This window comes from Pseudoxanthomonas sp. SGNA-20, from assembly GCF_003931635.1.
Classification (GTDB): domain Bacteria; phylum Pseudomonadota; class Gammaproteobacteria; order Xanthomonadales; family Xanthomonadaceae; genus Pseudoxanthomonas.
Genome location: NZ_RRYK01000001.1, coordinates 974,225 through 997,880, shown reverse-complemented (window position 1 = coordinate 997,880; position 23,656 = coordinate 974,225). Strand labels below are relative to the sequence as shown.

The following is a 23,656-nucleotide window of genomic DNA, read 5'->3' as shown; positions in this document are numbered from 1 at the left end:
CGGCTCGCGGCGCGGGTCCCCGTGATGATGGATCGACCGGAGCCGCCATCGCAGGCGGCGGCCGGGTGTAGCCGCCGCCGCGGAAGCCGCCTCAGCACCTGCCCTCATCAGCACATGAGCACATGCCATGCATGGCGTGGGTTTTCGCGTGGACGCCGCCGCGTGCCGCTTCCTACATTCGTTGCCCCGGAGGCATCCCCAACGACGAGGTGAGGCAATGAAGGCAGTTGCAGCGCTGCTGTGGTCAGGCACCGCATTGCTGGCCACGCTCCTGCCGGCCGCCGCCGCCGAGGCCGCCGCGCGCTTCCCGAAGGAAGGCATCTGGCGCGGCGAGTTCACGGTGGACGGCGACCCGATCCCGTTCAACTTCGAGGTCCGGGGCCGCGACGCGGCCGACGCCAGCTTCGAGCTGATCAACGGTTCGCGCCGCGACCGCTTCGTGGTCGAGCGCGTGTCCGACGACACCCTGTCCGTGCCGATGAACACCTACGACGCCGCCCTGGTGTTCACCGTGCGCGACGACGGCACCCTCGCCGGCGAGTACCGCGACCTGGTGCCCAGCCGCAACGGCGCGCGCAACATCCCGTTCACCGCCGAGCACGGCAAGGCCTGGCGCTTCGTCGAACCCGGCCGCGAGCAGCCGGCCGGGGTCGACCTCAGCGGCAAGTGGGCGTTGCAGCAGTCCGACCAGGCGCGCCTGCGCGACGACAACCCCGACGAGCGCCGCAACCGCCGCAACCAGGTCGGCCTGTTCCAGCAGCAGGGCAACCGCCTGACCGGCGTGATCATGACCGCGGTGGGCGACTCGCGTGAGCTGGAGGGCGTGGTCCAGGGCAACCGCTTCTGGCTGTCGCACTTCAGCGGCCCCAGCCCGCGCCTGATCAAGGGCACGATCGACGAGGACGGCAACCTGCAGGGCGTGTCCGGCTCGGGCATCTACAACGTGGTGCGCTTCGAGGGCCGCAAGGACCCGGCGGCCGAGCTGCCCGACCCCTACCAGCTGACCTTCCTCAAGGACGGGCAGAAGCGCATCGACTTCAGCTTCCCCGACCTGCAGGGCCACACCGTCTCCCTGCGCGACGACAAGTACAAGGGCAAGGTGGTGATCGTCGAGGTGATCGGCACCTGGTGCCCGAACTGCACCGACCAGACCTACTTCCTGGCGCCGTGGTTCAGGCAGAACAGGCACCGCGGGGTCGAGGCGGTGGCGGTCGCGTTCGAGCAGGAGGACAGCTTCGAGTACTTCCAGAAAGTGCTGGGCAAGTTCAAGCAGTACTTCGACATCCAGTACGACATCGTGTTCGGCGGCATCGCCGACAAGAAGGTGGCGACCGAGAAGCTGCAGGGCGTGAACTACCTGGCCGCGTTCCCGACCACCTTCATCATCGACCGCAAGGGCGAGGTGCGCGAGATCTACACCGGCTACACCGGCACCGTGACCGGCGAGTACTACGAGCAGTACGTGGCCCGCTTCAACGCGCTGCTTGACGAACTGCTGGCCGAGCCGGACCCGTACGCCAGCGCCGATGCCGGCACTGCGCCGCCGGCCACGCTGGCCGCCGCACCCTGAACCCGGCGCCTGCCGCGGCGGCGGCAGGCGCCATCGCAACGAGGAAGCACCATGAGGGACTGGAAACAGGCCGCCCGCGGCCTGCTGCTGGGCGCGCTCGCCCTCGTCGCGGCGCCGGCGCCGGCGCAGGAAGAAGTGGAACTGGACTGGCGCTGGCGCGCCGAAGCGGTGCCCGGCGCGCCGGGCGAGGTCGAGCTGGTGGCCAGCGCGCCGGTGCGCCCGGGCTGGATCGTGTACGCCGCCGGCTTCGACGCCGGGGACTTCGGGCCGCGCCCGGCGCGGCTGGCGGTGGAGTCCGGCGGCCAGGCGCTGCAGCCGCTGCGCGCGGAAGGCGCGCAGGAACGCAGCGGCAGCAACTTCGCCGGCGAGTACCGCTATGCCTACTTCGCCGGGCAGGCCACCTTCCGCCAGCGCGTGCGCCTGGAGCCGGGCGCGCGCGAGGTCAGCGGCACCCTGGCCGGGCAGAGCTGCCACGAGGGCAGCGGGCTGTGCACCCTGTTCAAGGCACCGTTCGCCGTCGTGCCGTGAGGAATGCCGTGGACGCTGCCGCTTTGCGCACGCGCCGCCGCCGTCGTGGCCACGGGCCGCGCCTGCTGCTGGGCCTGGCCCTGGCCGCCGCGGGCCTGGCCGCGCTGCCGTGGCTGGCCGGCGCGGCCGCCACCGCCACCGGCGCACCGGCCGCCGCCGACCTGCCCGCGCTGCGGGTGGAGCTGGGCCGGCGCCTGTTCTTCGACCCGCTGCTGTCCTCCGACCGCAGCACCAGCTGCGCGTCCTGCCACCGCCCCGAGCGCGCCTTCGCCGACGACGTGCCGGTAAGCGCCGGCGTGGGCGGACGCCTGGGCCGGCGCAACACGCCCTCGGTGCTCAATGTCGCCGCGCGCACCTCGATGTTCTGGGACGGCCGCGCCGAGACCCTGGAGGAGCAGGCGATCTTCCCGATCGAGAACCCGCTGGAGATGGACCTGCCGCTGGAGCAGGCGCTGGCGCGGCTCAACGCCGACCCGTCCTACCGCGCCGCGTTCGAGGCCGCCTACGGCGGTCCGGCCACCGCGCGCAGCCTTGGCCGGGCCCTGGCTGCGTACCAGAAGACCCTCGAGTCCGGCGATTCGCCCTACGACCGCTACGCGCGCGGCGACGACGGCGCCATCAGCGAGGCGGCGCGCCGCGGCCGCCTGCTGTTCATCGGCAAGGGCAAGTGCGCGGACTGCCATTCCGGCGAGGACTTCACCTCCGACCGCTTCCGCAACATCGGCCTGTACGACGGCGCCGGGCTCGCCGACCGTGGCCGCGGCGAAGTCACCGGCAACCCGGCCGATGACGGCCAGTTCAAGGTGCCCTCGCTGCGCAACGTGGCGGTGACCGCGCCGTACATGCACAACGGCATGTTCGCCACCCTGCGCGAGGTGCTGGAGTACTACAACGACCCGGACCGCGTGGTACCCGGCGCCCACGGCCGCGATGCCTCGATGGCCGGCCCGCTGGGCCTGGACGCGCAGGAGCTGGACGACCTGGAGGCCTTCCTGGTGTCGCTGACCGACGCGCGTTACGCGCCGCTGCTGGAGGCGCGGCGATGAGCGCGGTCGCCATGCCCCGTACCCTGCGCGCGCGCTGGCCGTTGCTTGGCGCATTGCTTGCCGGCGCCGTGGTCCCGTCGCTGCATGCGAAGGACACAGGACCGCCGGGCCTGCTGCCGGTGGAGCAGGCGTTCGCCCTGGACGCGCGGCTGCAGTCGCCGACCCGGCTGCGCCTGCACTGGCGCGTGGCCGACGACTACTACCTCTACCGCGAACGCATCCACGTACGCGCGCTGGACGATGCGCCGGCGCCGGAACTGCGGTTGCCGCCAGGCGTGGCCAAGGACGACCCGTACCTCGGGCCGGTTGAGGTCTACCGCGGCAAGGCAAGCGCCGAGGTCGTGCTGGCGGCGCCCGCGGCGCCGGCCACGGCCACCCGCCTGCGCGTGGTGGTGCAGGGCTGCCACGAGGTCGAGCCGCTGGTCTGCTATCCGCCGCACGCCACGGTGCTGCGGATCGACGGCGGCCTCGTGCGGGTGGAAGGCGCGCCGGACGCGGGCGCCACCGCCACCGTGGCCGTGGATGCCGGGGTAGCCGGCGCGACGGGATCCGGAACCGCCGCAGCCGCCGCCACCGGCGCTCCGGCCGTGGCCGCGCTGCTGCTGTCGGCCGTGCTTGGCGGCCTGCTGCTCAACCTGATGCCCTGCGTGCTGCCGGTGCTGTCGCTGAAGGTATTGTCGCTGGCCGGATCCGGCGGCTCGCCGCGCCATGCGCGCCACCGCGCGCTGGCCTATACCGCCGGCGTGCTGCTGGCCTTCGCCGCGCTTGGTGCCATCGTGCTGGCCCTGCGCGGCGCCGGCCTGGCCGTGGGCTGGGGCTTCCAGCTGCAGCAGCCGGTGGTGGTCGCGTTCCTGGCCTGGGTGATGCTGGCATTGGGCCTGTCGCTGTCGGGCGTGGTCCTGATCGGCACCCGCCTGGGCGGCGCCGGCCAGGCCCTGGCAGGCCGCGACGGGTTGGGGGGCGATTTCTCCACCGGCGTGCTGGCGGTGGTGGTAGCCAGCCCCTGCACCGCGCCGTTCATGGGCGTGGCCCTGGCCGCGGCCTTTGCGCTCCCGGTCGCGGCCGCGCTGGGTGTGTTCCTGGCGCTGGGGCTCGGGCTGGCGCTGCCGTTCCTGCTGGCGGGCTTCGTCCCGGCGCTGGCCACGCGCCTGCCGCGCCCGGGGCCGTGGATGGAAACCCTCAAGCAGGCGCTGGCTTTCCCGCTGTACGCCACCTCCGCGTGGCTGGCCTGGGTGCTGGTGCGCCAGCACGGCAGCGAGGCCCTGGGCTGGCTGCTGGCCGGGATGCTGTGGCTGGCACTGGCGCTGTGGGCCAGCGAGCGCCTGCGCCACGTCGGCAACGGCGGACCGCGGCTTGCGGCCTTGCTGCTGGCGCTGGTCGCGGCCTGGCCGCTGTACCGGATCCACGCCCTGCCGACGGCGGCACCGGAGCCGGCGCGGCAAGCGGCCGACGGCAGCCTGCCGTACTCGGCGCAGGCGCTGGCGCGGCTGCGCGCCGACGGCCGCACCGTGTTCGTGAACATGACCGCCGACTGGTGCGTGACCTGCAAGGCCAACGAGCGCCGGGTGTTCGCGCGCGCGCCGTTCCGGACCGCCCTGCATCGCAGCGGTGCGGTCTACCTCAAGGGCGACTGGACCCGGATGGATCCGGAGATCACCGCGTTCCTGCGCGAGCACGGCGCGGTCGGGGTGCCGCTGTACGTGGTGTTCCGCCCCGGGGGCGCCGGCCGGGTGCTGTCCACCGTTCCCACCCAGGCCCAGGTCGAGGCCGCGCTGCAGGGCGATGCCTCATGAAACGCACGTCCGCCCGCGCGCGCCACCGCCGCTTCGCCTGGCTGCCCCTGGTGCTGTGCGCCGCCATCGCCCAGGCCGCTGCGCCCGCGCACGCGCCGCCGCTGGAGCAGTGGCGCGGCCAGCCGGTGCTGCTGAACTACTGGGCGACCTGGTGCGCGCCGTGCCTGCGCGAGATGCCGGAGCTGGATGCCTTCGCCGCCGCGCAGGCCGGCAAGCGCGCGGTGCAGGTGGTGGGCATCGCCCTGGACGAGCCGGCCAGCGTGCAGGCCTACCTCGCGCGGCGGCCGGTGCGCTACCCGGTGCTGGTCGAGGCCGTGGACTACGGCCAGGCCGGCAGTTCCGCGCGCTATGGCAACCGCCTGGGTGTGCTGCCGTACTCGGTCCTGCTCGACGCGCAGGGCAGGGTGCTGCGCAGCAAGGCCGGCCCGCTCACCGCCGCCGAACTGGCGGCCTGGACGGCGGCGGCGCGCTGAGCCGCCGCCGTGCATTCCTTCCACGACCCCGGAGTCCCGCCATGAAACCGCTGCGCCCGACCCTTGCCGCCCTGCTGCTGGCCGCCACCGCCGGCGCCACCGCCGCACCGCTGAGCTACACCATCGACCCGACCCATACCGATGTGCTGGTGAGCTGGGACTACCTCGGCTTCGCCCGCCCCACCGCGCGGCTGGAGGCCACCGGCACCGTGGTCTACGACCCCACCAGCCCCGCCACCTCGCGGGTGGACGTGGTGCTGCCGCTGGCGAGCTTCGACGGCCACGTGGAGCGCCTCAACCAGCGCGTGCAGCGCGAGGACTATTTCGATTCCGGGCGCTTCCCCGAGGCGCGCTTCACCAGCCGCTCGGTGCGCGTGGACGGCCAGCGCCTGCAGGTGGCCGGCGACCTGACCCTGCGCGGGGTGACCAGGCCGGTCGAGCTGGAAGCCGTGGTGACCCGCGCCGCGCAGCACCCGGCCAAGGACGCGCCGGCGCTGGGCGTGTCCGCCAGCACCCGCATCCGCCGCAGCGAGTTCGGCCTGGTGCAGCAGCTGCCGCACATCGGCGACGAACTGGAGATCCGGATCCAGCTCCTGGCCCTGGCCGGCGGCGTGCAGTAGGCCTGGCGCCAACACCGCATCCGGGATGCACGCGCCTGGGACGCGCGGCGCTGGCATCCGGATGCGGCTTAGGCTGCGTAGGCCGGGGCGCCGCACTCCAATGGCACCGGCCGTGGCAGCGGCCCGGATCGCGCCAGTCTTCGATGGCGCACGCAGGCGCGGCACGCCTGGTGCGCCCGCCCGCATGGCCTTGGCTACTGCGCGGCGCTCAGCGCCGGCGGCGCAGCAGGGTGCCGGTCTCGCGCCAGTGCGGTACCGGCCATTCCGGCGTGGCCTCGCCGCCGGCGACACGGCGCACGTCGCGCACGTCGGCCCCGACCATGCGCGCGACCAGCTCGGCGGTGTAGTCGCGCAGCAGGCGGTCGCGGCGCAGCAGCAGCCAGGTGGTGCAGGTGGGCAGCAGGTGGTCGGCCGGCAGCGCGACCAGGTCCTCGCCCTGGATCGACTCCACCGCCATCTCCGCGACGATGCCCACGCCCAGGCCGCTGCGCACGTAGGTCGCGATCAGGTCGGCATCGCGCGCGGTGACCGCCACCTGCGGTTCCAGTGCGGCGGCGCGGAACGCGCGCTGCAGCGAGGAACCGGGCTCGCGGCTGGATTCGTAGCTGACCAGCGGGTAGTGCACCAGGTCGTCCAGCTGCAACGGCCGGCCCAGGCGGGTGAGGCGGTGCCGCGCCGGCACCACCACCACCCGCTCCCAGTGGTACAGCGGCAGCCGGATGTCACCCGGCGGCGGATCACCGCTGCTGCTGACGATGGCCAGGTCGGCCTCGCCGCGCGCCAGGCGGGCCAGCGATTCGCCGTCCCCGCCCGGCGCCAGGTGCATGGCCACCTGCGGGTAGCTGCGCTTGAGCGCGGCCAGCACCGGGGGCAGCACGTGGCGGGCCTGGGTGTGGGTGGTGGCGATGTGCAGTTCGCCGCCGCTCTCGCGGCGCAGGTTCTCGCTCAGCGCGCGGATGTTGGCCGCATGCGCCAGCAGCGGGCGCGCGTGCTCGAGCACGCGTTCGGCCGCCGGGGTCAGCGCGGTGAGGCTGCGCGCACGGCGGGTGAACAGCAGGAAGCCCAGTTCCTCCTCCAGCTGCTTGATCTGCTTGGACAGTCCCGACTGGGTGGCGTGGACCTTGCGGGCCGCAAGCGTGATGTTGAGCCCGGCATCGACGATGGCGGCGAAGTAGCGCAGCTGGGTCAGGGTCATCGCGGGACACGGAGCGTGGTCGCTGCGCGAGTCTGTCATGGCGTCCGGCCCGTGGACCGCCCGCGGCCATGCGCGATGCTCATGACGACATGAGCAGGCGGCCTATGCGCAAAAAAAGAGCCCGGCACGAGGCCGGGCTCCGGGTGGCTGGCGCGAGGGAGAGGGGACACGCCAGCACTGTCCCCGCAGGGCGGGCGGGGGAGAGAGACCTCCCGCCCTGCGCGGAGGACGCGGGTTACCAGGTGAAGCGCGGGCCCACGAACCACTGGGTGTCGCCATCGACGAACTTCACGTCGCCGCTGATGCCCCAGTTCTGGTTGAACTTGGCGAGCGCGCCGATGCGGCCGTAGAACTCGCCGTCGTACTCGTCGCCGTCCTCGTAGCCGGCCATCACGTAGCCTTCCAGGTTCGGATGCAGCGAGCCGCGCACGCCGACCTCGGCGCTCCAGCCGTCGTAGTCGAAGCCGCGGCCGGCATCGAACTTCTCGTAGGCGACCTTGGTGACCAGGTCGACCGCCGGGGCGACTTCGCGGTTGTAGCCGACGCCGAAGCGGTACTGGTCGAAGTCGACCGAGCTGTGGTCGATCTCCTGGTTGCTGTAGCCGCCGAACAGGTGGAAGTTGGGGGCGATGGCGACCGAGGCGTCCACGCCGAAGCCGTCGGCATCCGCGCCATCGGTATTGGTCGCGGCGTAGCCGCCCTGGACGTAGTTGTACGACACACCATCGGCGGCGCTGGCAGCAAACGGGAGGGTGGCGATCAGGGCCAGGGCAAGCAGGGAATTCTTCTTCATGTACGGACTCTCTTGTCTCGTTGTTATGGGCCAGTGAGCGAAGCGTTCGCGTTCACGGCAGGCGCATTATTCGCCGCCACCTGCAACATGGCCTGAATTCAGAACTGACCAGTACATGAATTACCCGCGCGCCGGGGGAACTTTTCCGCGGCGCCGCCGACCCGCGCCGACGCGCACGCGATTTGTGTGAAACGTTTGGCGGAATCCGGCCGATCGCCGCGCGGGAACGCGCCGGACGGAGCGCTCAGGCGTCCTGCGCGGCAGTGCCGGCCTGCTGCAGCCCCGGCGGCGGGGCCGGCGCGTAGCGGCGCAGGTAATCCATGTGCGCGGGCATGCGTGCCACCGTTTCCAGCACCTGGCGCCGGGCGTCGCCGAGGAAGCGCTGCAGGTCCCCGCGGCCGAGCACCGTCGCGGCCGGATGGTGGCGCGCCGGGACGATGCCCTGGCCCATCATCACCTGGACCCAGGAATTCTCGGCGAACAGCTCGCCCGGCTGGTGGAACACCAGGCCGGTCTCGCGGAACAGGTCGATGCGGTGCTGCAGGCTCGGCGGCAGCCGCATCGAGGCCACCTCCTCCCAGTACGGCGAGTCGCGGCGCTCGGTGGCGTGGTAGTGCAGCACCACGAAGTCGCGCACGTGCTGCAGTTCGGCGTCCAGCTGCGCGTTGTAATCGTCGATGGCGGCCTGGCTGAGCACCCCGGGGAACGACTGCAGCAGGCGCACGATGCCGCGCTGGATCAGGTGGATCGTGGTCGATTCCAGGGGTTCGATGAAGCTGCCGGCCAGGCCCAGGGCCACGCAGTTCTTCTCCCAGCAGCGCTGGCGCTGGCCGGGGCGGAAGCGTACCGGCCACGGCGCGCGGATCACCTCGCCCTCCAAGCTGGAGAGGAAGGCCTCGCGCGCTTGGTCATCATCCATGAAGCGGCTGGAATAGACGATGCCGTTGCCCACGCGGTGCTGCAGCGGGATGCGCCACTGCCAGCCCGCCGTCCCGGCGATGGCGCGGGTATACGGCACCGCGTCGCGCACCGCGGTGGTCTGGGCGGCGAGGGCGCGGTCGTTCAACAGCCACTGCGACCAGTCGCTGAAGCCCACGCCCAGGGCCTGCCCGATCAGCAGCGCGCGGAAGCCGGTGCAGTCGATGAAGAAGTCGCCTTCGAGCACGTCCCCGCTTTCCAGCTTCAGCGCGCCGATGCAGCCGCTGCCCGGGTCGGTTTCCACCTCGGCGATCTTTCCCTCCACGCGCCGGCAGCCATGGCGCTGCGCCAGTGCGCGCAGGAAGCGCGCGTACAGCGCCGCATCCATGTGGTAGGCGTAGTTGACGTGGTAGTCGGGCAGGTGGGAGAAGCGGTCCTGGTGCGCGGCCTGCAGCTCGATGCAGTAGTCGGCGTAATCGCCGGCCAGGCCCTCCTGCCTGCCGCGCAGCCAGAAGTGCTGGAAGCCGGCCGACCAGTGGTCGCGGCCGCTGCTGCCGAAGGAGTGGATGTAGCGGTGGCCCTGCGCCCTCCAGTTCTCGAAAGAGATGCCCAGCTTGATCGTGCCCTGGGTCGCGGCCAGGTAGTCCTGCTCGCCGATGCCCAGCAGGCGGTGGAAGGTGCGTAGCGGCGGGATGGTGGCCTCGCCCACGCCGACCGTGCCGATCTGCTCCGACTCGACCAGGGTGATGTCCAGCACCCGGCCCAGCGTGCGCGCCAGCGCGGCGGCGGCCATCCACCCGGCGGTGCCGCCGCCGGCGATGACCACGCGGCGGATGGGGGTGGAAGGCAGGCGTGCGTCGTCCATCAGGTCCCCCGTTGCTGCAGCCGTTGCACCAGCTTGGCCCGGATGCGCCGCGCACGCGCCTCGTCCAGCGGACCAAGCACCCCACGCGCGGCCGGCGGCAGGTGGCCGGCCACCTGCCCCTCGTCGTAGCCGAACACGTAGTACTCGAAGGCGTCGCGCCACAGCGCGCGCTGCTCCGGTGGCAGGCCGCGCAGGCTGGCGATGGCCAGCATCAGGGCGTCCACCGGGTTGTCCATCCACGCCGGCGCGCGCCGCCACCAGTAGTTCACCAGGACGTTGAAGCCCTCCAGGCCTTCCATGTGGTGCCACCACATCGAGGGAATGAACACCGCGTCGCCCGGGCCCAGTTCGGCGGACATGGCGTGGCGCAGCGCCTCGGCGAAGCGCGGGAAGCGCTGCAGGTCCGGGGCGGCCGGATCGACCAGGCTCACCGGCTGCCCGGCCGGGGTGAATTCCAGCGGACCGACGTAGAGGTTGCGCAGCTGCTGCGGCGGGAACAGGGTCACGCGCCTGCGCCCGGCGACCACGCAGGCGATGTTCTCCGGCAGGTCCTGGTGCGCGGCGATGCGGCTGCGGTTGCCGATCCAGATGCTGGCCAGCGGTTCGGCGCCGGGCAGGGCCAGGTCGTTGGCCGCGCGGAACCGCGGCAGCCAGGTGTCGAGCGTGGTGGAGGCGACGTAGATTGCCGGGGGCCGCTCGTGCGCCAGGTACTTGCGCAGGGTGGCCAGGACCACGCCCAGCGGCACCTCCTCGCGGCGGAAATTGAATCCGGCCAGGTCCTCGTCGTAGAAGAAGCGGCCCTCGATATCGGGCGGCCCGACGGTCGCGACCGCCGGCGGCGCATCCGCGCGTTCGCACCCGCGCAGGTAGGCGATGGCGGCTTCGGGCGATTCCCGCGCCGCGGCCACCGCCGGCCAGTGCGCGACCAGGCCGCGCAGGACCAGCGGGCGCGATCCCTGCAGCACCGCCTCGGGCACCATGCCGGGCGCGGCGACCTCCAGTTCCGGGATCGTCCCGCCCGCCGGGCCGGCGGGGTGTCGGCGATGGATGGCCTGTTCGTCCACGGCGCCAGGTCCAGGAAGGGCGTGGCGGCATCGTGCCGCAGCGCGGGGGTGGAAAGAAAGGTCGCCAGGTCCTTCCGGCGACCCGGAAACCGCCGCGCCCGGGAGGGAGGGCGCGGCGGGTTGCTGCACGGTCAGAAGCGGTAGCGCAGGCCGAACATGTAGCGCGGGCCGGTCTGGGTGGCGTAGCGCACCATGTTGCGGTGGCGGGCGTGGATGCGCTGGGTTTCGTCGGTCAGGTTGATGCCCTCCAGGCTCAGCACCAGGTTGTCGGTGACCGAATAACTGACGATCGCATCCAGCTGGCCGTATTCCTCGGTCCAGTTCGGATTCGGGCCCTGGCCGCCAATGCCGTTGAAGAACTTGTCGCGCCAGTTGTACGCCGCGCGCACCTGCCACCGGTCCTTGTCGTAGAACGTGACCAGGTTGGCGGTATCGCTCAGGCCCACCATCGGGTACTGGGTCTCCAGGCTGGCGTTGTCGAAGGTCAGCCCCGAATCCACCTTGGTGTAGTTGGCGGCCAGGCCGAAGCCGGTTTCGCCGAACACGTGCTGGATGCTCAGCTCGAAGCCGTCGACGTGGTCGCGGCGCTGGTTCACCGGCACGGTGATGTCGAACTGCGCCACCGGATCGCCGGGCAGGCCTTCGATGCTGCCGGTCATCTGCCCGGCCGAGTTGAGGCCGGTGTAGGCCACGCCGGGCTGGCCGTCGAAGTTGGCGAAGATGTAGTCGCGGATGCAGGGCAGGTCGGTCTGGCCGCAACCGCCGGTGGAGGTGGCCTCGTTCCAGTAGGCGCCGCCCACCGGCGTGTGCAGCTCGAACGGCGACTCGCGCAGCACCGTGCTGCTGATGAAGTTGCGCACGTTCTTGCGGAAATAGCCGGCGGACACGTAGCTGGCCTCGCCGTAGTACCACTCCAGCGACAGGTCGAAGTTGCGCGATTCCAGCGGTTCCAGCGCGGGGTTGCCGCGGCTGCCGTTGCCGCCGATGGTACGCACGATGTTGTCCAGGCGCTGGCCGCCCTGGATGTCCTGCCAGCCCGGGCGGCCGATGGTCTCGCTGAAGCTGCCGCGCAGCACCAGGTCGTCGCGGATGTGCAGGGCCAGGTCGAGGTTGGGCAGGAAGTAGTCGTACTCGCCGTCCAGCGTGGTGAAGCCCTGCTCGTCGGCGTACTGCACGTACATCTCGTTGGCCGCCACCCAGCTGATGCCGGTGGGGATGCGCACCAGCGCCGACGACTCCACCTCGGTCTTCTCGTAGCGCACCCCCACCGCCACGTCCAGGGGCATGGACCAGTCGAAGGTGTTGGTCCATTGCAGGTAGGCGCTGCGGGTCTTCTCGGTGGTGCGCAGGTCGTCGGTGTAGTCCGGGCGCATCTGGTAGCAGGACGGGCAGGGCTGGCCGTCCGGCTGCGGGATCTGCGCCGCGCGCTGGCGCAGGCGTTCGAAGTCGAACACCAGGAAGCCGTCGCTCCAGCGCGGGTCGCCGGAGTTGCCGAAGGCGTCGAAGTAGCGCGACATGTGGTCCAGGTACCAGATGCCATCGTCGTAGTCGCCCGGGCTGCCGAGGCCGCCCCAGTTGTCGGCCTGCATCACCGAGGCCGCGGTGCGGTTGTCGACCTCGGTGGCGGACACGCCGAAATCCAGCCCGGAGTAGTCGCCGAACTCGAACCGTCCGCGTACCTGGAACTGCTCGACCTCCGAGCGGTTGTAGCTGTTCTGGAACACGGAGCCGGTGACCACCGCGTCGGCCGGACCGACTTCGTCCATGCCCGGCGGCAGGACCACGTTCACGATCGGGATCTCGCCGGTGTAGTCCACCGAGGTGGTGCCGCGCACGAACGCGGCCACGCCAAGCACGCCGGCCGAGCCATACGGACCGTCGGGGCGCGATTCGGCCTTGGCCTTGTGGTAGTCGAACTCCAGGCCCAGGGCGTCGTTGACTTCCCATTCCACGTTGAAGCCCAGCGAATCGCCGCTGTTCTTCGTGGCCAGGCGCATGCCGCCCATGGAGAGGTCGCTGTTGCCGGCCGGGATGTCCTCCGAGTACCAGGTCGGCGCGGCCACCGGGCCGTCGGTCCAGGAGCTGTCGCCGGGCTGGTAGTTGAACCACACCGACAGCTCGCTGCGCTGCTGCTGGACCTTGTTCTCCATGTAGTTGTAGTCCAGCGTCGCGGTGACCGCGTCGCTGGGCGCCCACTGCAGGGTGATGTTGCCGTTGGTGCGCTGGCGCTGGACGCCGTTGACGCTGTAGCCGGTGTTCTGCGGCCGCGCATAGATGTCGTCGGGGCCGGGACGGTTCTGGATGCGTTCGTAGCCGGGCTCGCCCGACAGCGGCAGGCGGGTGCCGCTGGTGGCATCGTCGCCGGGGAAGGTCAGCCAGCCGTCGGCCACCGAGGCCTGCGAGAAGCCGGAGTCGCGTTCCTGGTAGCTGCCGCTGACCATGACGCCGAAGGTGTTGTCGGCGAAGGTCTGGCTGAAGATGCCGGACAGCTCGCCGGTGAACTTGCTGCCGGCGAAGCTGCGCGGCAGGTTGTCGACCGAGGTGTCGTGCACCGCCTTGAGCCCCACGCTGCCGAGGAACTGGCCGATGTCCAGCGGGCGGGCGGTCTTCACGTTGAGGGTGGCGCCAATGCCGCCGGTGGGGAGTTCGGCGCGCCCGGTCTTGTGGACCTCGATCGCCGAGATCGCCTCGGCCGCCAGGTTGGCGAAGTCGAACGAGCGCGAGTTGGAGGTGCCGCCGCCGCCCGGGCCGAGGTTGGACGCCGGCATCTGCCGGCCGTTGAGCAACACCAGGTTGTAGTCCGGGCTGATGCCGCGCACGGTGACCTTGGAGCCCTCGCCGCTGCTGGTGCGGTCGATGGACACGCCGCTGATGCGCTGCAGGGCCTCGGCCAGGTTGGTGTCGGGGAACTTGCCGATGTCCTCGGCGACGATGCCGTCGACCACGCCCTGGGCGTCGCGCTTGAGGTTCATGGACGAGGCCAGGCTGGCGCGGATGCCGGTGACGACGACCGCGTCCAGTTCCTGGACCGGGTCGGCGGCCGGCGGTGCCTCCTGGGCCAGGGCCTGGGTGGCCGGTGGCGCCAGCGCCACCATCAGGGCGGTACTCAGCAGCCGCCGTCGCGGCCGGCCGGGTGCATGGGAACGCTTCATGGGATCCTCCCCTCTCCGGGACGTGGGTGGCCGGGCACGGGCCCGGTGCGCACGATTGGGAGTCCGGCTGACAGCGTTGTCAACGATTCGGGGCGAAATTGGCCACCCCGGAACCGATGTAGCGCTAACACCGGCCCGGCTGTGTTGCCGTGCAGCAGAAATTTGCGCACACACCGGGAAAGGCCATTGGGATCAACAGTTTCCCGGGGCCGCACCCGGAGCCGGCGGGACGAGACACGTGGTGTCCTGCCGGTGCTTCGGAGTGGACAGGAACGGGACTTGGACAGACCAGCGGCCGGTCTTTGCGTGACAACGTTGACATCGTCCGGCCCGGTTCCCCGCCGCCGTGCGGATGGCCGGCCATGGCCACGAACCGCGCCGGGGACAGGACCGGGCCTGGGCGGCAGCGGGCACGCGGTGTCTGGAGTGCAGGGCGGAGGGCGCGCCTGCAGGGGAGGGGAGCGGGGGCGGCTACTGGCCGCCGGCGAACCCGTGCTGGCGCCAGGCCTCGAACACGAGCACGGCCACGGCGTTGGACAGGTTGAGGCTGCGGTTGCCCGGGCGCATCGGCAGGCGCAGGCGCTGTGCTTCCGGCACCGCTTCCAGGACCGCGTCGGGCAGGCCGCGGGTCTCGCAGCCGAACAGGAAGGCGTCGCCGTCGGCATAGGCCGGCTGGTCGTGGCGGACCTGGCCGCGGGTGCTCAGGGCGAAGAGGCGTCGGGGGGAGATGCGTTCCAGCGCGGTGGCGAGGTCGGGATGGACCTGCACGCTGGCGTATTCGTGGTAGTCCAGGCCTGCGCGGCGCAGCTGCCGGTCTTCCATGCTGAAGCCGAGCGGCTCGATCAGGTGCAGGCGGGCGCCGGTGTTGGCGCAGAGGCGGATCACGTTGCCCGTGTTGGGCGGGATCTCGGGCTGGTAGAGCAGGACGTCGAAAACGGGGGCTGGCATCCGCGGATTCTAGACGTGCCGGCGGACGGGGCGCTGGAGCGCCTTGCGGCCTGCGCCGCGTCCGCCGGTGTCTTCCGCGGCCCGCACTCAGTTACCCATCGCGGCCAGGCCGCCGACGTGGGCCTGGGCCTGCCCGGCCAGGGTGTTGCCGACCTGCACGGCCAGGGCCTCGGCCTGCTCGCGGGCGACGATCGCGGCGCGCTCGGCCAGCTGCTCGGCGGTGGGGCGGACGTAGACCGTGGCCAGGTCGACGATGCGGCCCTGCATGGCCTGCACCGCCAGGTATTCGGCCTTCTGCGCGGTGGTCGGGCGGACCACGACGGCGGGCAGGTCGACGATGCGGTTGGCGGCCAGCTCGGCGCGCAGGGCCGGATCCGGGCGGACCTCGACCGCCGGCAGGTCGACGATGTGGTCGACGCGCGGGGTCTCGGCGGCAAAGGCAGGCGTCGCGGCGAGGGCAAGGGCCAACGAGGCGGCAAGGGTCTTGGCGTTCATCGTGTGCTCCGGTGTCGTTGATCAGTGGTGTGGTAGTAATGTAGTACACCTAAGCAGAGGGTGCAAGGAGAAGGTGGGGTTCCGGCACGCTGCTTCAGCATTTATTCAGTAACCCTCGGAGTGCTTCCGGGGAAAGCTGTACAAAGCACGTCGCGTGCCAAGAATTTCTTCTTCCAGATCAATTGGTTGGATTTCTGACCCGGTGTCCGCGGGACGGCGCGGACGTCCGCACGGGGCGGACACCGCGCCGGACAGGGATGCGGACGAGGGTCGTGGTCACCGGTCCGCAGGCCGCAGCAGGGCCGAAATCCGGGACCGGAACGGCCTGGAAGCCGGTGGCGTGTCGCCGCCAGGGCCGGCCGCAGCGCTGGCCCCGTGCAGCTGCCGGCGCAGGGCGTGGAGCGCCAGCCGACGGGGTGGTCGTGCGCCCGTCGCCAGGCCGCGCGGCCTGGCCGGGGAAAGCGGAGGCACGGCAGGAACCGGGAGGGCCGGGGTCGGGCGCCGGAGCGGATTGCAGCCTCAGGCCGGATGCGTGCTTCCGGTTGCGGCCGCCGCCTTCGTAGCGGCCGGCCGGGCCCGGGCAACCGTTCTCACCAGGGCAGGACCGCGCCGTCGGGGCCGAGGAACAGGCCGCTGTCGTCCGGGCCCAGGCGGTCCAGCACCGCCAGCAGCGCGGCGGCGGCCTCCGCCGGCAGGGCCGGGGCGCGCTCGCCGCCCATGTCGGTGCGCACCCAGCCCGGATGCAGGGCCACCACACGGATGCCGCGCGGCTGCAGCGCCCGGGACAGCAGCACCGTGCCCATGTTCTGCGCGGCCTTGCCGACGGCGTAGCTGGGGGTGCGGAACTCGCGGCGCAGCGCCAGCGAGCCGATCTCCGAGGACAGGTTGGCGACGATGCCGCCGTCGGCCAGCAGGTCCGCCAGCGCCTGCACCAGCAGGAACGGGCCGATGGCGTTGGTGCGCAGGCTGGTTTCCAGGTCGGCCTCGGCCACCTGGCCGAAGCGCTCGCCGCCGTGCAGCACGCCGGCGTTGTTGAGCAGCAGGTCCAGCGGTTGGCCGTCCAGCACCAGCGCCAGTTCGCGCGCCAGTTCCCCGCGGCTGCGCGCAGCGGCCACGTCCAGCGGCAGCACGTGCAGGCGCCCGGGGTAATCCCCGGCCAGGGCATTGAGCGCGGCGGCGCGGCCGGGATGGCGGGCGGTGGCGACCACGCGCGCGCCGCGCGCCAGCAGCTGGCGGGTGAACTCCAGGCCGAGGCCGCGGTTGGCCCCGGTGACCAGGCAGTGGCGCATGTCCGTGTCCGCTCCGGCCGGGATGGCTTGTGGCCTAGTGTAAAGGCCGCCCGTGGCGGCTAGCATCGGCGCACCAATCACAGCACAGGGAGCGTCACGATGAGGATCACGCGCAGGCCGCTCGCCGCGGCCCTGGCCATGGCCATCACCGCCACCTTCGGGGTCGCCGGACTGGCCCCGGCGGATGCCGCCACCCGTCCCGCGGCCGGCAGCGAGGTGCTGATCCCGTACGAGGAGTTCACCCTGCCCAATGGCCTGCGCGTGGTGGTGCACACCGACCGCAAGGCGCCGATCGTGGCGGTGAACATCTGGTACCACGTCGGCAGCAAGGACGAACCGGCCGGCCGCAGCGGCTTCGCCCACCTGTTCGAGCACCTGATGTTCAACGGCTCGGAGAACCACCGCGGCGAGTACTTCGAGCCGTTCGAGCTGGTCGGCGCCACCGACATGAACGGCACCACCTGGCTGGACCGCACCAACTACTTCCAGAACGTGCCCACCACCGCGCTGGACCTGGCGCTGTGGATGGAGTCCGACCGCATGGGCCACCTGCTCGGCGCGATCGACCAGAAGGTGCTGGACGAGCAGCGCGGCGTGGTCCAGAACGAGAAGCGCCAGGGCGAGAACCAGCCCTACGGCCAGGCCGACGACCTGATCTACCGCGCGCTGTACCCCAAGGACCACCCGTACCACCACAGCACGATCGGCTCGATGAACGACCTCAACGCGGCCTCGCTGGAGGACGTGAAGCAGTGGTTCCGTGCCTGGTACGGCCCGAACAACGCGGTGCTGGTGCTGGCCGGCGACATCGACGTGAAGACCGCGCGCGAGAAGGTCACCCGCTACTTCGGCCACATCCCCGCCGGCCCGACCCTGGAGCGGATCCAGGCCGGCCCGGTGAAGCGCGCGACCACGCGCGAGACGATGGAGGACAAGGTCCCGCAGGCGCGCATCTACCGCGCCTGGAGCGTGGAACAATACGGCAAGCCGGACCTGGAGCGGCTGCAGCTGCTGGCCCAGGTGCTGGGCGGCAGCCGCGGCTCGCGCCTGGACCGCCGCCTGGTATTCGAGGACAAGCTGGCCGACAAGGTCAGCGCCTACGTGCTGCCGTTCGAGCTGGCCTCCACCTTCTACGTCACCGCCGACGTGCGCCAGGGCGTGGACCCGGCGCAGGTGGAGAAGGCGCTGGACGAGGAAATCGCGCGCCTGCTGGCCGAGGGGCCGACCGCCGAGGAGCTGGGCCAGGCCAAGATCATGACCAAGGCCTCGGTGGTGCGCGGGATCGAGCGCATCGGCGGCTTCGGCGGCAAGGCCGACGCCCTGGCCGAGTGCGCGGTGTACACCGGCAACCCCGGCTGCTTCCGCGACGCCCTGGAGGTGGTCGCCAACGCCACCGTCGAGGAAGTGCGCGAGGCCGGCCGCACCTGGCTGGGCGAGGGTTCGCACACCCTGGTGGTGCTGCCGGGCGAGCGCCAGGCGCTGGCCGAGGAACCGTCGCCGACCCCGGAACCGTTCAAGCTGCCGCCGCCGGACCGCAAGTACCGCGCGCTGAAGCCGCAGGTGGACCGCAGCAAGGGCGTGCCCATGCCCGACCGCTTCCCGGACCTGAAATTCCCGGCGCTGGAGCGGGCCACGCTCAGCAACGGCACCCAGGTGATCCTGGCCCGCCGCGACGCGGTGCCGGTGGTGCAGCTGAGCTACGAGTTCAAGGGCGGCTTCGCCGCCGACCTGGGCCGCAAGCTGGGCACCTCCAGCTTCACCATGGCCATGCTCGACGAGGGCGCCGGCGAGCTGGACGCGCTGGGCTTCGCCAACCGCGCCGAGTCGCTGGGCGCGGTGCTCGGCGCCGGCGCCACCCTGGACGGCGGCAACGCCTACCTGTCGGCGCTGAAGGAAAACCTGGACGCGTCGTTGCAGCTGTTCGCCGACATGGTCCGCCGCCCGCGCTTCGAGCAGAAGGAGATCGAACGCGTGCGCGCCACCTGGCTGGCCGGCATCGCCCAGGAGAAGGCGCGCCCCAACGGCGCGGCCATGCGCGTGCTGCCGCCGCTGTTGTACGGCCAGGGCCACCCCTACGCGATCCCGTTCAGCGGCACCGGCACCGAGGAATCCATCGCCTCGCTGACCCGCGAGGACCTGCAGTCCTTCCACGCGCAGTGGGTGCGCCCGGACGGCGCCACCCTGATCGTGGTCGGCGATACCACCCTGGAGGAGATCGTGCCGCTGCTGGAGCGCCACTTCGGCGACTGGAAGGCGGCCGCCCCGGCCCCGGCCGCGGTCGAGGCCATCCCGGAGGTGGAGCGTCCGCAGGCGGCGGCGGTGTACCTGATCGACCAGCCCGGCGCGGTGCAGGCCACCATCCTCGCGGGCCAGGTCGTGCCCTCGACCAAGGACCCGTCGACCATCGTGTTCGACTTCGCCAACTCGGTGCTGGGCGGCGAGTTCTCCTCGCGCCTGAACATGAACCTGCGCGAGGACAAGCACTGGGCCTACGGCGCCTACAGCTTCACCACCCAGGCCCTGGGCCAGCGGCCGTGGATGGCCTTTGCCCCGGTGCAGATCGACAAGACCGCCGAGGCCCTGGCCGAGCTGGACCGCGAGGTGCGCGAGTACGTCGGCGGGCGCAAGCCGCCGACCCCGGCCGAGGTGGCCAAGATCCAGGCCACCGAGATCCGCAGCCTGCCCGGTGCCTACGAAACCGCGCGCGCGGTGCTGGGCACCATCGGTGGCATCGTCCGCTACGACCGCCCGGACGACTGGGTGTTCCGGCGCAAGGCCCGGATCGAGGCGCTGACCGTGGAGCAGGTGCAGCAGGCGGCCGCCACCCTGGATCCGGACAAGCTGGTCTGGGTTGTGGTGGGCGACCTCAAGCAGGTCGAGCAGCCGGTGCGCGCGCTCAAGCTCGGCCCGGTCCACGTGATCGACGCCGACGGTCGCCCGGTCGCGCGCTGACCCGTGCGCCGGCGCCGTCCCGACGGGCGGCGCCGGCGGTTGTCCCCCTGTTGCACCGAACCATGGCAGGCTTTCCGGCCTGCCTTCACCTTCCCGGAAGACCCGCATGCGCCTTGCCGCCGCCTCCCTCCTGCTCGTCCTCCCGCTGGCCGCCTGCACCTGGGTGCCCTTGCAGCCCCAGGGCAAGGCCGTGCGCGTGATCGCCGCCGGGGCGGCCCCGGCCGGCTGCACCCGCCAGGGCGAGGTCGAGGTCTCGGTCAAGCACAGCGTGGGCTTCTACCAGCGCGACCAGGTCAAGGTCCGCGACGAGCTGGAGAGCCTGGCCCGCAACGAGGCCCCGGGGGTCGGGGCCAACGTGGTCCAGCCGCTGGGCGAGCCGGCCGGCGGGACCCAGCGCTTCGCCGCCTGGCAGTGTCCCTGAACGGGGCACGCCCCGCCCCGTACGTAAAGGTGCGGTGAAGGCGGGCAACCGGTAGAATCGACGCCCCTTTCGCCTTACCGGCGTGGTCTAGCCATGCTTTTCAAGAACGTCTCGATCGCGGGGCTGGCGCATATCGATGCGCCGCATACCCTGACCTCGGAGGAAATCAACGCGCGCCTGAAGCCGACCCTGGACCGCCTCGGCATCCGGGTGGACGTGCTGGGCGACATCGCCGGCATCCATGCCCGCCGCCTGTGGGATGACGGCATGACGGCCTCCGACGTGGCGACCATGGCTGCGCGCAAGGCGCTCGAGGACGCCGGCATCGGCGTGGAGAAGATCGGCTTGCTGGTCAACACCTCGGTCAGCCGCGACTACCTGGAGCCGTCCACTGCCTCCATCGTCTCCGGCAACCTGGGCGTGTCCGAGGAGTGCATGACCTTCGACGTCGCCAACGCCTGCCTGGCCTTCATCAACGGCATGGACATCGCCGCGCGCATGCTCGAGCGCGGCGAGATCGACTACGCCCTGGTGGTGGACGGCGAGACCGCCAACCTGGTGTACGAGAAGACCCTGGAGCGCATGAGCGCCCCGGACGTGACCGAGCAGGAATTCCGCGACGAGATGGCGGCCCTGACCCTGGGCTGCGGCGCCGCGGCCATGGTCCTGTGCCGCCGCGAACTGGCCCCGGATGCCCCGCGCTACAAGGGCGGCGTGACCCGTTCGGCCACCGAGTTCAACCAGCTGTGCCGCGGCAACCTCGACCGCATGGTCACCGACACCCGCCTGCTGCTGATCGAGGGCATCAAACTGGCCACCAAGACCTTCGCCGCGGCCAAGCAGGCGCTGGGCTGGGCGGTGGACGAGCTGGACCAGTTCGTGATCCACCAGGTCAGCCGCCCGCACACCAAGGCCTTCATCAAGTCGCTGGGCGTGGATCCGAAGAAGGTCATGACCATCTTCGGCGAACACGGCAACATCGGCCCGGCCTCGGTGCCGATCGTGCTGAGCAAGCTCAAGGAACTGGGGCGCCTGAAGAAGGGCGACCGGATCGCCCTGCTGGGCATCGGCTCGGGCCTGAACTGCTCGATGGCCGAGGTGGTGTGGTAACCCACTCCTGCCCCGCATGACAAAGGGCCGGCTCTGCCGGCCCTTTGCTTTTCCGGCGTCCGGCATCGCTGCCGGGGCCGGGGTGGCGGCGCGGCCTCAGCCGGCGCCGCAGCACTTCTTGTGCTTCTTGCCGCTGCCGCAGGGGCAGGGATCGTTGCGGCCGGGGCCGTCCTCGCGGCGGATCGGGGTGCGCGGAGTCTGTTCGGCGATGTGCTGGTGGTTGAGGTCGGCCAGCATGCCCGGCAGGTCCATGACGATGTCCAGGCGCTCGCGGTAGGCCAGCGGCACCGGCTCCTTCTCCGGGTGTTCCGGATCGACCACCTCGCCGGAGGCCAGGCGCTCGAGCAGGTCGAAGATCTCCTCGATCCACTCGTGCTCGTCCAGCCAGCGGTCCCAGGCCTCCTCGCGCAGGGCCGCGCCCTCGAAGAAGCCCAGCGCCCATTCCCGGCCCACGTCCAGTTCGTCCTCGGCCAGGGCCTCGTCCGCGCTTTCCGGGTCCTCGGGCAGCCACATCAGCGGCAGCAGGTGTTCCGGCAGGTCCTCGCCCTGGCGGGCGCGGGCCACGCACATGTTCCAGTGGCCCTGCAGCAGGGCCTGGACCTCTTCGGCCTCCTCCGGGCTGCCCCAGCTGGGCAGCTTGCCGCCCCAGACCACCGGCTGCCATTCCTCCGGCGGCACCGGCGCAGGTGCCACCGCCAGGGCCGACAGGAAGCCGTCCAGCGCCTCCAGGTTGAAGCCGCGGAAGGGCACGGCGCGCTGTTCAAGCAGGGTGGAGAGGCGTTCGATCTGCGCGTCGTCGAGATAGGGCGGGGGCATGGCCATGGCGGCTGGAACGGTGGAGGGGCGTGCATGGTAGTCCCTGGCGGGCCGCGGCGGGGCCGTGGCGGGTCCGCGCTGGCCTACAATGCGCGGTTTCCGCGCGAACCTGCTGCCCGTGTCCCAGTTCCCCGGCTACCCCGAGCACCCCCGCCGCTTCGAAGTCCGGCCCGGCATCCACATGTCCTACCTGGACGAGGGCCCGCGCGACGGCGAAGTCGTGGTGATGCTGCATGGCAACCCGTCGTGGAGCTACTACTGGCGCACCCTGGTGGCCGCGCTGGTCGGCCGCTACCGCTGCATCGTCCCCGACCACGTCGGCATGGGCCTGTCGGACAAGCCGGACGACCGCCCCACCGCCTCGCCGCGCTACGACTACACCCTGCAGTCGCGGGTGGACGACCTGGAGGCGCTGCTGCGCCATGCCGGGGTCGACGACGCCACCCCGGTGACCCTGGCCGTGCACGACTGGGGCGGGATGATCGGCTTCGGCTGGGCGCTGTCGCATGCGGCCCAGGTCAAGCGCCTGGTGGTCCTCAATACCGCCGCGTTCCCGATGCCGGCGGCCAAGCAGATGCCCTGGCAGATCGCGCTGGGCCGCGACTACTTCGTCGGCGAAGTCATCATCCGCGCGTTCAACGCCTTCTCCGCCGGCGCCTCGTACTTCGGCGTGGAGCGGAAGATGCCGGCCGACGTGCGCCGTGCCTACGTGGCTCCCTACGACTCGTGGAAGAACCGCATCTCCACCATCCGCTTCATGCAGGACATCCCGCTGCGCCCCGGCGACAAGGCCTGGCCGCTGCTGGAAGCGGCCGGCAAGGCGCTGCCGTCCTTCGCCGACCGCCCGGCCTTCATCGGCTGGGGCCTGAAGGATTTCGTGTTCGACCACCACTTCCTCGAGCGCTTCCGCGCCGACCTGCCGCGCGCGCAGGTGCATGCGTTCGAGGACGCCGGCCACTACGTGCTGGAAGACAGGCACGAAGTGCTGGTGCCGGCGATCCGCGCCTTCCTCGACGCCAATCCGCTGGCCTGAGCGGACCACGGGCCGGCTTTCCCTGCGCGGGCTAGCCCGCGCCGCAGGAAAATCCATGCGGCGAATCCCTGCCTTCCCGCAATGCGGGATGGCGCCCGTTGCGATGCAGCCGCCTAGGCCGCGATTGGCGTGACCGGCGGCGAGGACGGGCTGTTGCCGCTGTCGTCCGGTTCGCCGTCGTCGTTGCTGGCGGCTTCGCGCCAGGTCCAGTCGGCCGGGGTCAGCGGTGGCAGGCCGTGGGCGATGCGGGCGCGGTCGCATTGCGAGCTGGCGGCGCCGAATTCCCAGGACGCATCCACCTCGCGGCATACCGAGGGCCGGTTGGGGTGGATGGTGCAGCGCGAGTACACCCCGATGTCCGCGTCCAGCGCCACGCAGCGCACCGGCGGGCCGTAGGTGCCGCGCATGCACAGGCGGTGCGCGTCCAGGCGCTGGGTCAGTGCGGCGGGTACGCCCCCTTCGGTCACTTCATCCGATTCCATCCAGTGGAAGGCGACCCGGTACTGGGTGCAGCAGGCGCCACAGGTGAGGCAGGGATGCATGGGGGGCGGGCCGGGCCTTGCGCGGCTGCAGTT

General features: G+C 71.5%; 20 protein-coding genes. 10 read left to right on the top strand and 10 right to left on the bottom strand.

The genetic code is table 11. The annotated features are described in order from the left end of the window. Positions 1-217 precede the first annotated feature (217 nt). Genes EIM48_RS04450 through EIM48_RS04425 form a run of 6 tightly spaced genes read left to right on the top strand, consistent with a single transcriptional unit; the run spans position 218 to position 6,030 of the window. Positions 218-1,570, top strand: coding sequence for a TlpA disulfide reductase family protein (locus EIM48_RS04450; RefSeq protein ID WP_125111146.1), 1,353 nt, complete (start codon positions 218-220; stop codon positions 1,568-1,570). A gap of 51 nt (positions 1,571-1,621) precedes the next feature. Beyond that, the gene (locus EIM48_RS04445) at positions 1,622-2,098 is read left to right on the top strand and encodes a disulfide bond formation protein DsbD (protein WP_125111145.1); all 477 of its coding nucleotides are present in this window, start codon (positions 1,622-1,624) and stop codon (positions 2,096-2,098) included. An 8-nt stretch (positions 2,099-2,106) separates the two neighbouring features. Continuing rightward, positions 2,107-3,144: a cytochrome c peroxidase gene (locus EIM48_RS04440; protein ID WP_028914353.1), complete on the top strand. Its 1,038-nt coding sequence runs from the start codon at positions 2,107-2,109 to the stop codon at positions 3,142-3,144. Further along, entirely contained in the window at positions 3,141-4,937 is a 1,797-nt protein-coding gene (locus tag EIM48_RS04435; protein ID WP_233581625.1) for a protein-disulfide reductase DsbD domain-containing protein, read from the top strand. Before EIM48_RS04440 ends, EIM48_RS04435 begins: the two co-directional genes overlap by 4 nt. Further along, positions 4,934-5,410 carry a TlpA disulfide reductase family protein gene (locus EIM48_RS04430; protein ID WP_019399405.1) on the top strand — a complete coding sequence of 159 codons (477 nt, stop codon included), beginning with the start codon at positions 4,934-4,936 and terminating at the stop codon, positions 5,408-5,410. The genes EIM48_RS04435 and EIM48_RS04430 overlap by 4 nt, the downstream gene beginning before the upstream one ends. A 41-nt stretch (positions 5,411-5,451) precedes the next feature. After that, positions 5,452-6,030, top strand: coding sequence for a YceI family protein (locus tag EIM48_RS04425; RefSeq protein ID WP_125111144.1), 579 nt, complete (start codon positions 5,452-5,454; stop codon positions 6,028-6,030). A 208-nt stretch (positions 6,031-6,238) separates the two neighbouring features. Here EIM48_RS04425 and EIM48_RS04420 read toward each other — a convergent pair whose 3' ends face one another. The 8 genes from EIM48_RS04420 to EIM48_RS04385 all read right to left on the bottom strand — a co-directional run bounded on the left by EIM48_RS04420 (position 6,239) and on the right by EIM48_RS04385 (position 16,749). Beyond that, positions 6,239-7,225 carry a LysR substrate-binding domain-containing protein gene (locus EIM48_RS04420; RefSeq protein ID WP_125076361.1) on the bottom strand — a complete coding sequence of 329 codons (987 nt, stop codon included), beginning with the start codon at positions 7,223-7,225 and terminating at the stop codon, positions 6,239-6,241. A gap of 235 nt (positions 7,226-7,460) precedes the next feature. Continuing rightward, the gene (locus EIM48_RS04415) at positions 7,461-8,018 is read right to left on the bottom strand and encodes an Ax21 family protein (protein ID WP_125111143.1); all 558 of its coding nucleotides are present in this window, start codon (positions 8,016-8,018) and stop codon (positions 7,461-7,463) included. Between the two features lie 244 nt (positions 8,019-8,262). After that, on the bottom strand, positions 8,263-9,801 hold the full coding sequence (locus tag EIM48_RS04410; RefSeq protein WP_125111142.1) for a tryptophan halogenase family protein: 1,539 nt from the start codon (positions 9,799-9,801) through the stop codon (positions 8,263-8,265). Continuing rightward, a complete protein-coding gene (locus EIM48_RS04405; RefSeq protein ID WP_125111242.1) occupies positions 9,801-10,781 on the bottom strand; it encodes a cupin-like domain-containing protein in 981 nt (326 codons plus the stop codon). The genes EIM48_RS04410 and EIM48_RS04405 overlap by 1 nt, the downstream gene beginning before the upstream one ends. A gap of 215 nt (positions 10,782-10,996) precedes the next feature. Further along, on the bottom strand, positions 10,997-14,017 hold the full coding sequence (locus EIM48_RS04400; RefSeq protein ID WP_125111141.1) for a TonB-dependent receptor: 3,021 nt from the start codon (positions 14,015-14,017) through the stop codon (positions 10,997-10,999). Between the two features lie 471 nt (positions 14,018-14,488). Continuing rightward, the gene (locus tag EIM48_RS04395) at positions 14,489-14,965 is read right to left on the bottom strand and encodes a tRNA (cytidine(34)-2'-O)-methyltransferase (RefSeq protein WP_125111140.1); all 477 of its coding nucleotides are present in this window, start codon (positions 14,963-14,965) and stop codon (positions 14,489-14,491) included. 87 nt (positions 14,966-15,052) lie between these two features. After that, positions 15,053-15,460, bottom strand: a complete 408-nt coding sequence (locus EIM48_RS04390) for a hypothetical protein (RefSeq protein WP_028914361.1) — start codon at positions 15,458-15,460, stop codon at positions 15,053-15,055. 590 nt (positions 15,461-16,050) lie between these two features. Next, positions 16,051-16,749 (bottom strand): SDR family oxidoreductase, encoded by a 699-nt coding sequence (locus tag EIM48_RS04385; protein WP_028914362.1) that lies wholly within the window; start codon positions 16,747-16,749, stop codon positions 16,051-16,053. 99 nt (positions 16,750-16,848) lie between these two features. On the opposite strand from EIM48_RS04385, the gene EIM48_RS04380 reads away from it, so the two are divergent. The 3 genes from EIM48_RS04380 (at position 16,849) to EIM48_RS04370 (ending at position 21,232) form a co-directional block, all read left to right on the top strand. Further along, positions 16,849-19,701: a pitrilysin family protein gene (locus EIM48_RS04380; RefSeq protein ID WP_028914363.1), complete on the top strand. Its 2,853-nt coding sequence runs from the start codon at positions 16,849-16,851 to the stop codon at positions 19,699-19,701. A gap of 106 nt (positions 19,702-19,807) precedes the next feature. Further along, a complete protein-coding gene (locus EIM48_RS04375) occupies positions 19,808-20,122 on the top strand; it encodes a DUF4156 domain-containing protein (RefSeq protein ID WP_019399416.1) in 315 nt (104 codons plus the stop codon). Between the two features lie 93 nt (positions 20,123-20,215). Beyond that, positions 20,216-21,232 carry a 3-oxoacyl-ACP synthase III gene (locus tag EIM48_RS04370; protein WP_019399417.1) on the top strand — a complete coding sequence of 339 codons (1,017 nt, stop codon included), beginning with the start codon at positions 20,216-20,218 and terminating at the stop codon, positions 21,230-21,232. Positions 21,233-21,328: 96 nt separating this feature from the next. Here the strand turns inward: EIM48_RS04370 and EIM48_RS04365 are convergent, their stop codons facing one another. Further along, positions 21,329-22,048 carry a UPF0149 family protein gene (locus EIM48_RS04365; protein WP_232210957.1) on the bottom strand — a complete coding sequence of 240 codons (720 nt, stop codon included), beginning with the start codon at positions 22,046-22,048 and terminating at the stop codon, positions 21,329-21,331. Positions 22,049-22,166: 118 nt separating this feature from the next. Here EIM48_RS04365 and EIM48_RS04360 point away from each other — a divergent pair, with 118 nt between their 5' ends. Next, positions 22,167-23,081: an alpha/beta fold hydrolase gene (locus EIM48_RS04360; RefSeq protein ID WP_028914365.1), complete on the top strand. Its 915-nt coding sequence runs from the start codon at positions 22,167-22,169 to the stop codon at positions 23,079-23,081. A 113-nt stretch (positions 23,082-23,194) separates the two neighbouring features. On the opposite strand, the gene EIM48_RS04355 is transcribed toward EIM48_RS04360, so the two are convergent. Next, positions 23,195-23,623 carry a YkgJ family cysteine cluster protein gene (locus tag EIM48_RS04355; protein WP_028914366.1) on the bottom strand — a complete coding sequence of 143 codons (429 nt, stop codon included), beginning with the start codon at positions 23,621-23,623 and terminating at the stop codon, positions 23,195-23,197. Positions 23,624-23,656: the final 33 nt, after the last annotated feature.

What these genes read in the sequence shown, in the direction of transcription:
- EIM48_RS04450 (WP_125111146.1), top strand. Translation starts at nt 218, where the DNA reads ATGAAGGCAGTTGCAGCGCTGCTGTGGTCAGGCACCGCATTGCTGGCC.
- EIM48_RS04445 (WP_125111145.1), top strand. Translation starts at nt 1,622, where the DNA reads ATGAGGGACTGGAAACAGGCCGCCCGCGGCCTGCTGCTGGGCGCGCTC.
- EIM48_RS04435 (WP_233581625.1), top strand. Translation starts at nt 3,141, where the DNA reads ATGAGCGCGGTCGCCATGCCCCGTACCCTGCGCGCGCGCTGGCCGTTG.
- EIM48_RS04430 (WP_019399405.1), top strand. Translation starts at nt 4,934, where the DNA reads ATGAAACGCACGTCCGCCCGCGCGCGCCACCGCCGCTTCGCCTGGCTG.
- EIM48_RS04425 (WP_125111144.1), top strand. Translation starts at nt 5,452, where the DNA reads ATGAAACCGCTGCGCCCGACCCTTGCCGCCCTGCTGCTGGCCGCCACC.
- EIM48_RS04420 (WP_125076361.1), bottom strand. Translation starts at nt 7,225, where the DNA reads ATGACCCTGACCCAGCTGCGCTACTTCGCCGCCATCGTCGATGCCGGG.
- EIM48_RS04415 (WP_125111143.1), bottom strand. Translation starts at nt 8,018, where the DNA reads ATGAAGAAGAATTCCCTGCTTGCCCTGGCCCTGATCGCCACCCTCCCG.
- EIM48_RS04410 (WP_125111142.1), bottom strand. Translation starts at nt 9,801, where the DNA reads ATGGACGACGCACGCCTGCCTTCCACCCCCATCCGCCGCGTGGTCATC.
- EIM48_RS04405 (WP_125111242.1), bottom strand. Translation starts at nt 10,781, where the DNA reads ATGGTGCCCGAGGCGGTGCTGCAGGGATCGCGCCCGCTGGTCCTGCGC.
- EIM48_RS04400 (WP_125111141.1), bottom strand. Translation starts at nt 14,017, where the DNA reads ATGAAGCGTTCCCATGCACCCGGCCGGCCGCGACGGCGGCTGCTGAGT.
- EIM48_RS04395 (WP_125111140.1), bottom strand. Translation starts at nt 14,965, where the DNA reads ATGCCAGCCCCCGTTTTCGACGTCCTGCTCTACCAGCCCGAGATCCCG.
- EIM48_RS04390 (WP_028914361.1), bottom strand. Translation starts at nt 15,460, where the DNA reads ATGAACGCCAAGACCCTTGCCGCCTCGTTGGCCCTTGCCCTCGCCGCG.
- EIM48_RS04385 (WP_028914362.1), bottom strand. Translation starts at nt 16,749, where the DNA reads ATGCGCCACTGCCTGGTCACCGGGGCCAACCGCGGCCTCGGCCTGGAG.
- EIM48_RS04380 (WP_028914363.1), top strand. Translation starts at nt 16,849, where the DNA reads ATGAGGATCACGCGCAGGCCGCTCGCCGCGGCCCTGGCCATGGCCATC.
- EIM48_RS04375 (WP_019399416.1), top strand. Translation starts at nt 19,808, where the DNA reads ATGCGCCTTGCCGCCGCCTCCCTCCTGCTCGTCCTCCCGCTGGCCGCC.
- EIM48_RS04370 (WP_019399417.1), top strand. Translation starts at nt 20,216, where the DNA reads ATGCTTTTCAAGAACGTCTCGATCGCGGGGCTGGCGCATATCGATGCG.
- EIM48_RS04365 (WP_232210957.1), bottom strand. Translation starts at nt 22,048, where the DNA reads ATGCCCCCGCCCTATCTCGACGACGCGCAGATCGAACGCCTCTCCACC.
- EIM48_RS04355 (WP_028914366.1), bottom strand. Translation starts at nt 23,623, where the DNA reads ATGCATCCCTGCCTCACCTGTGGCGCCTGCTGCACCCAGTACCGGGTC.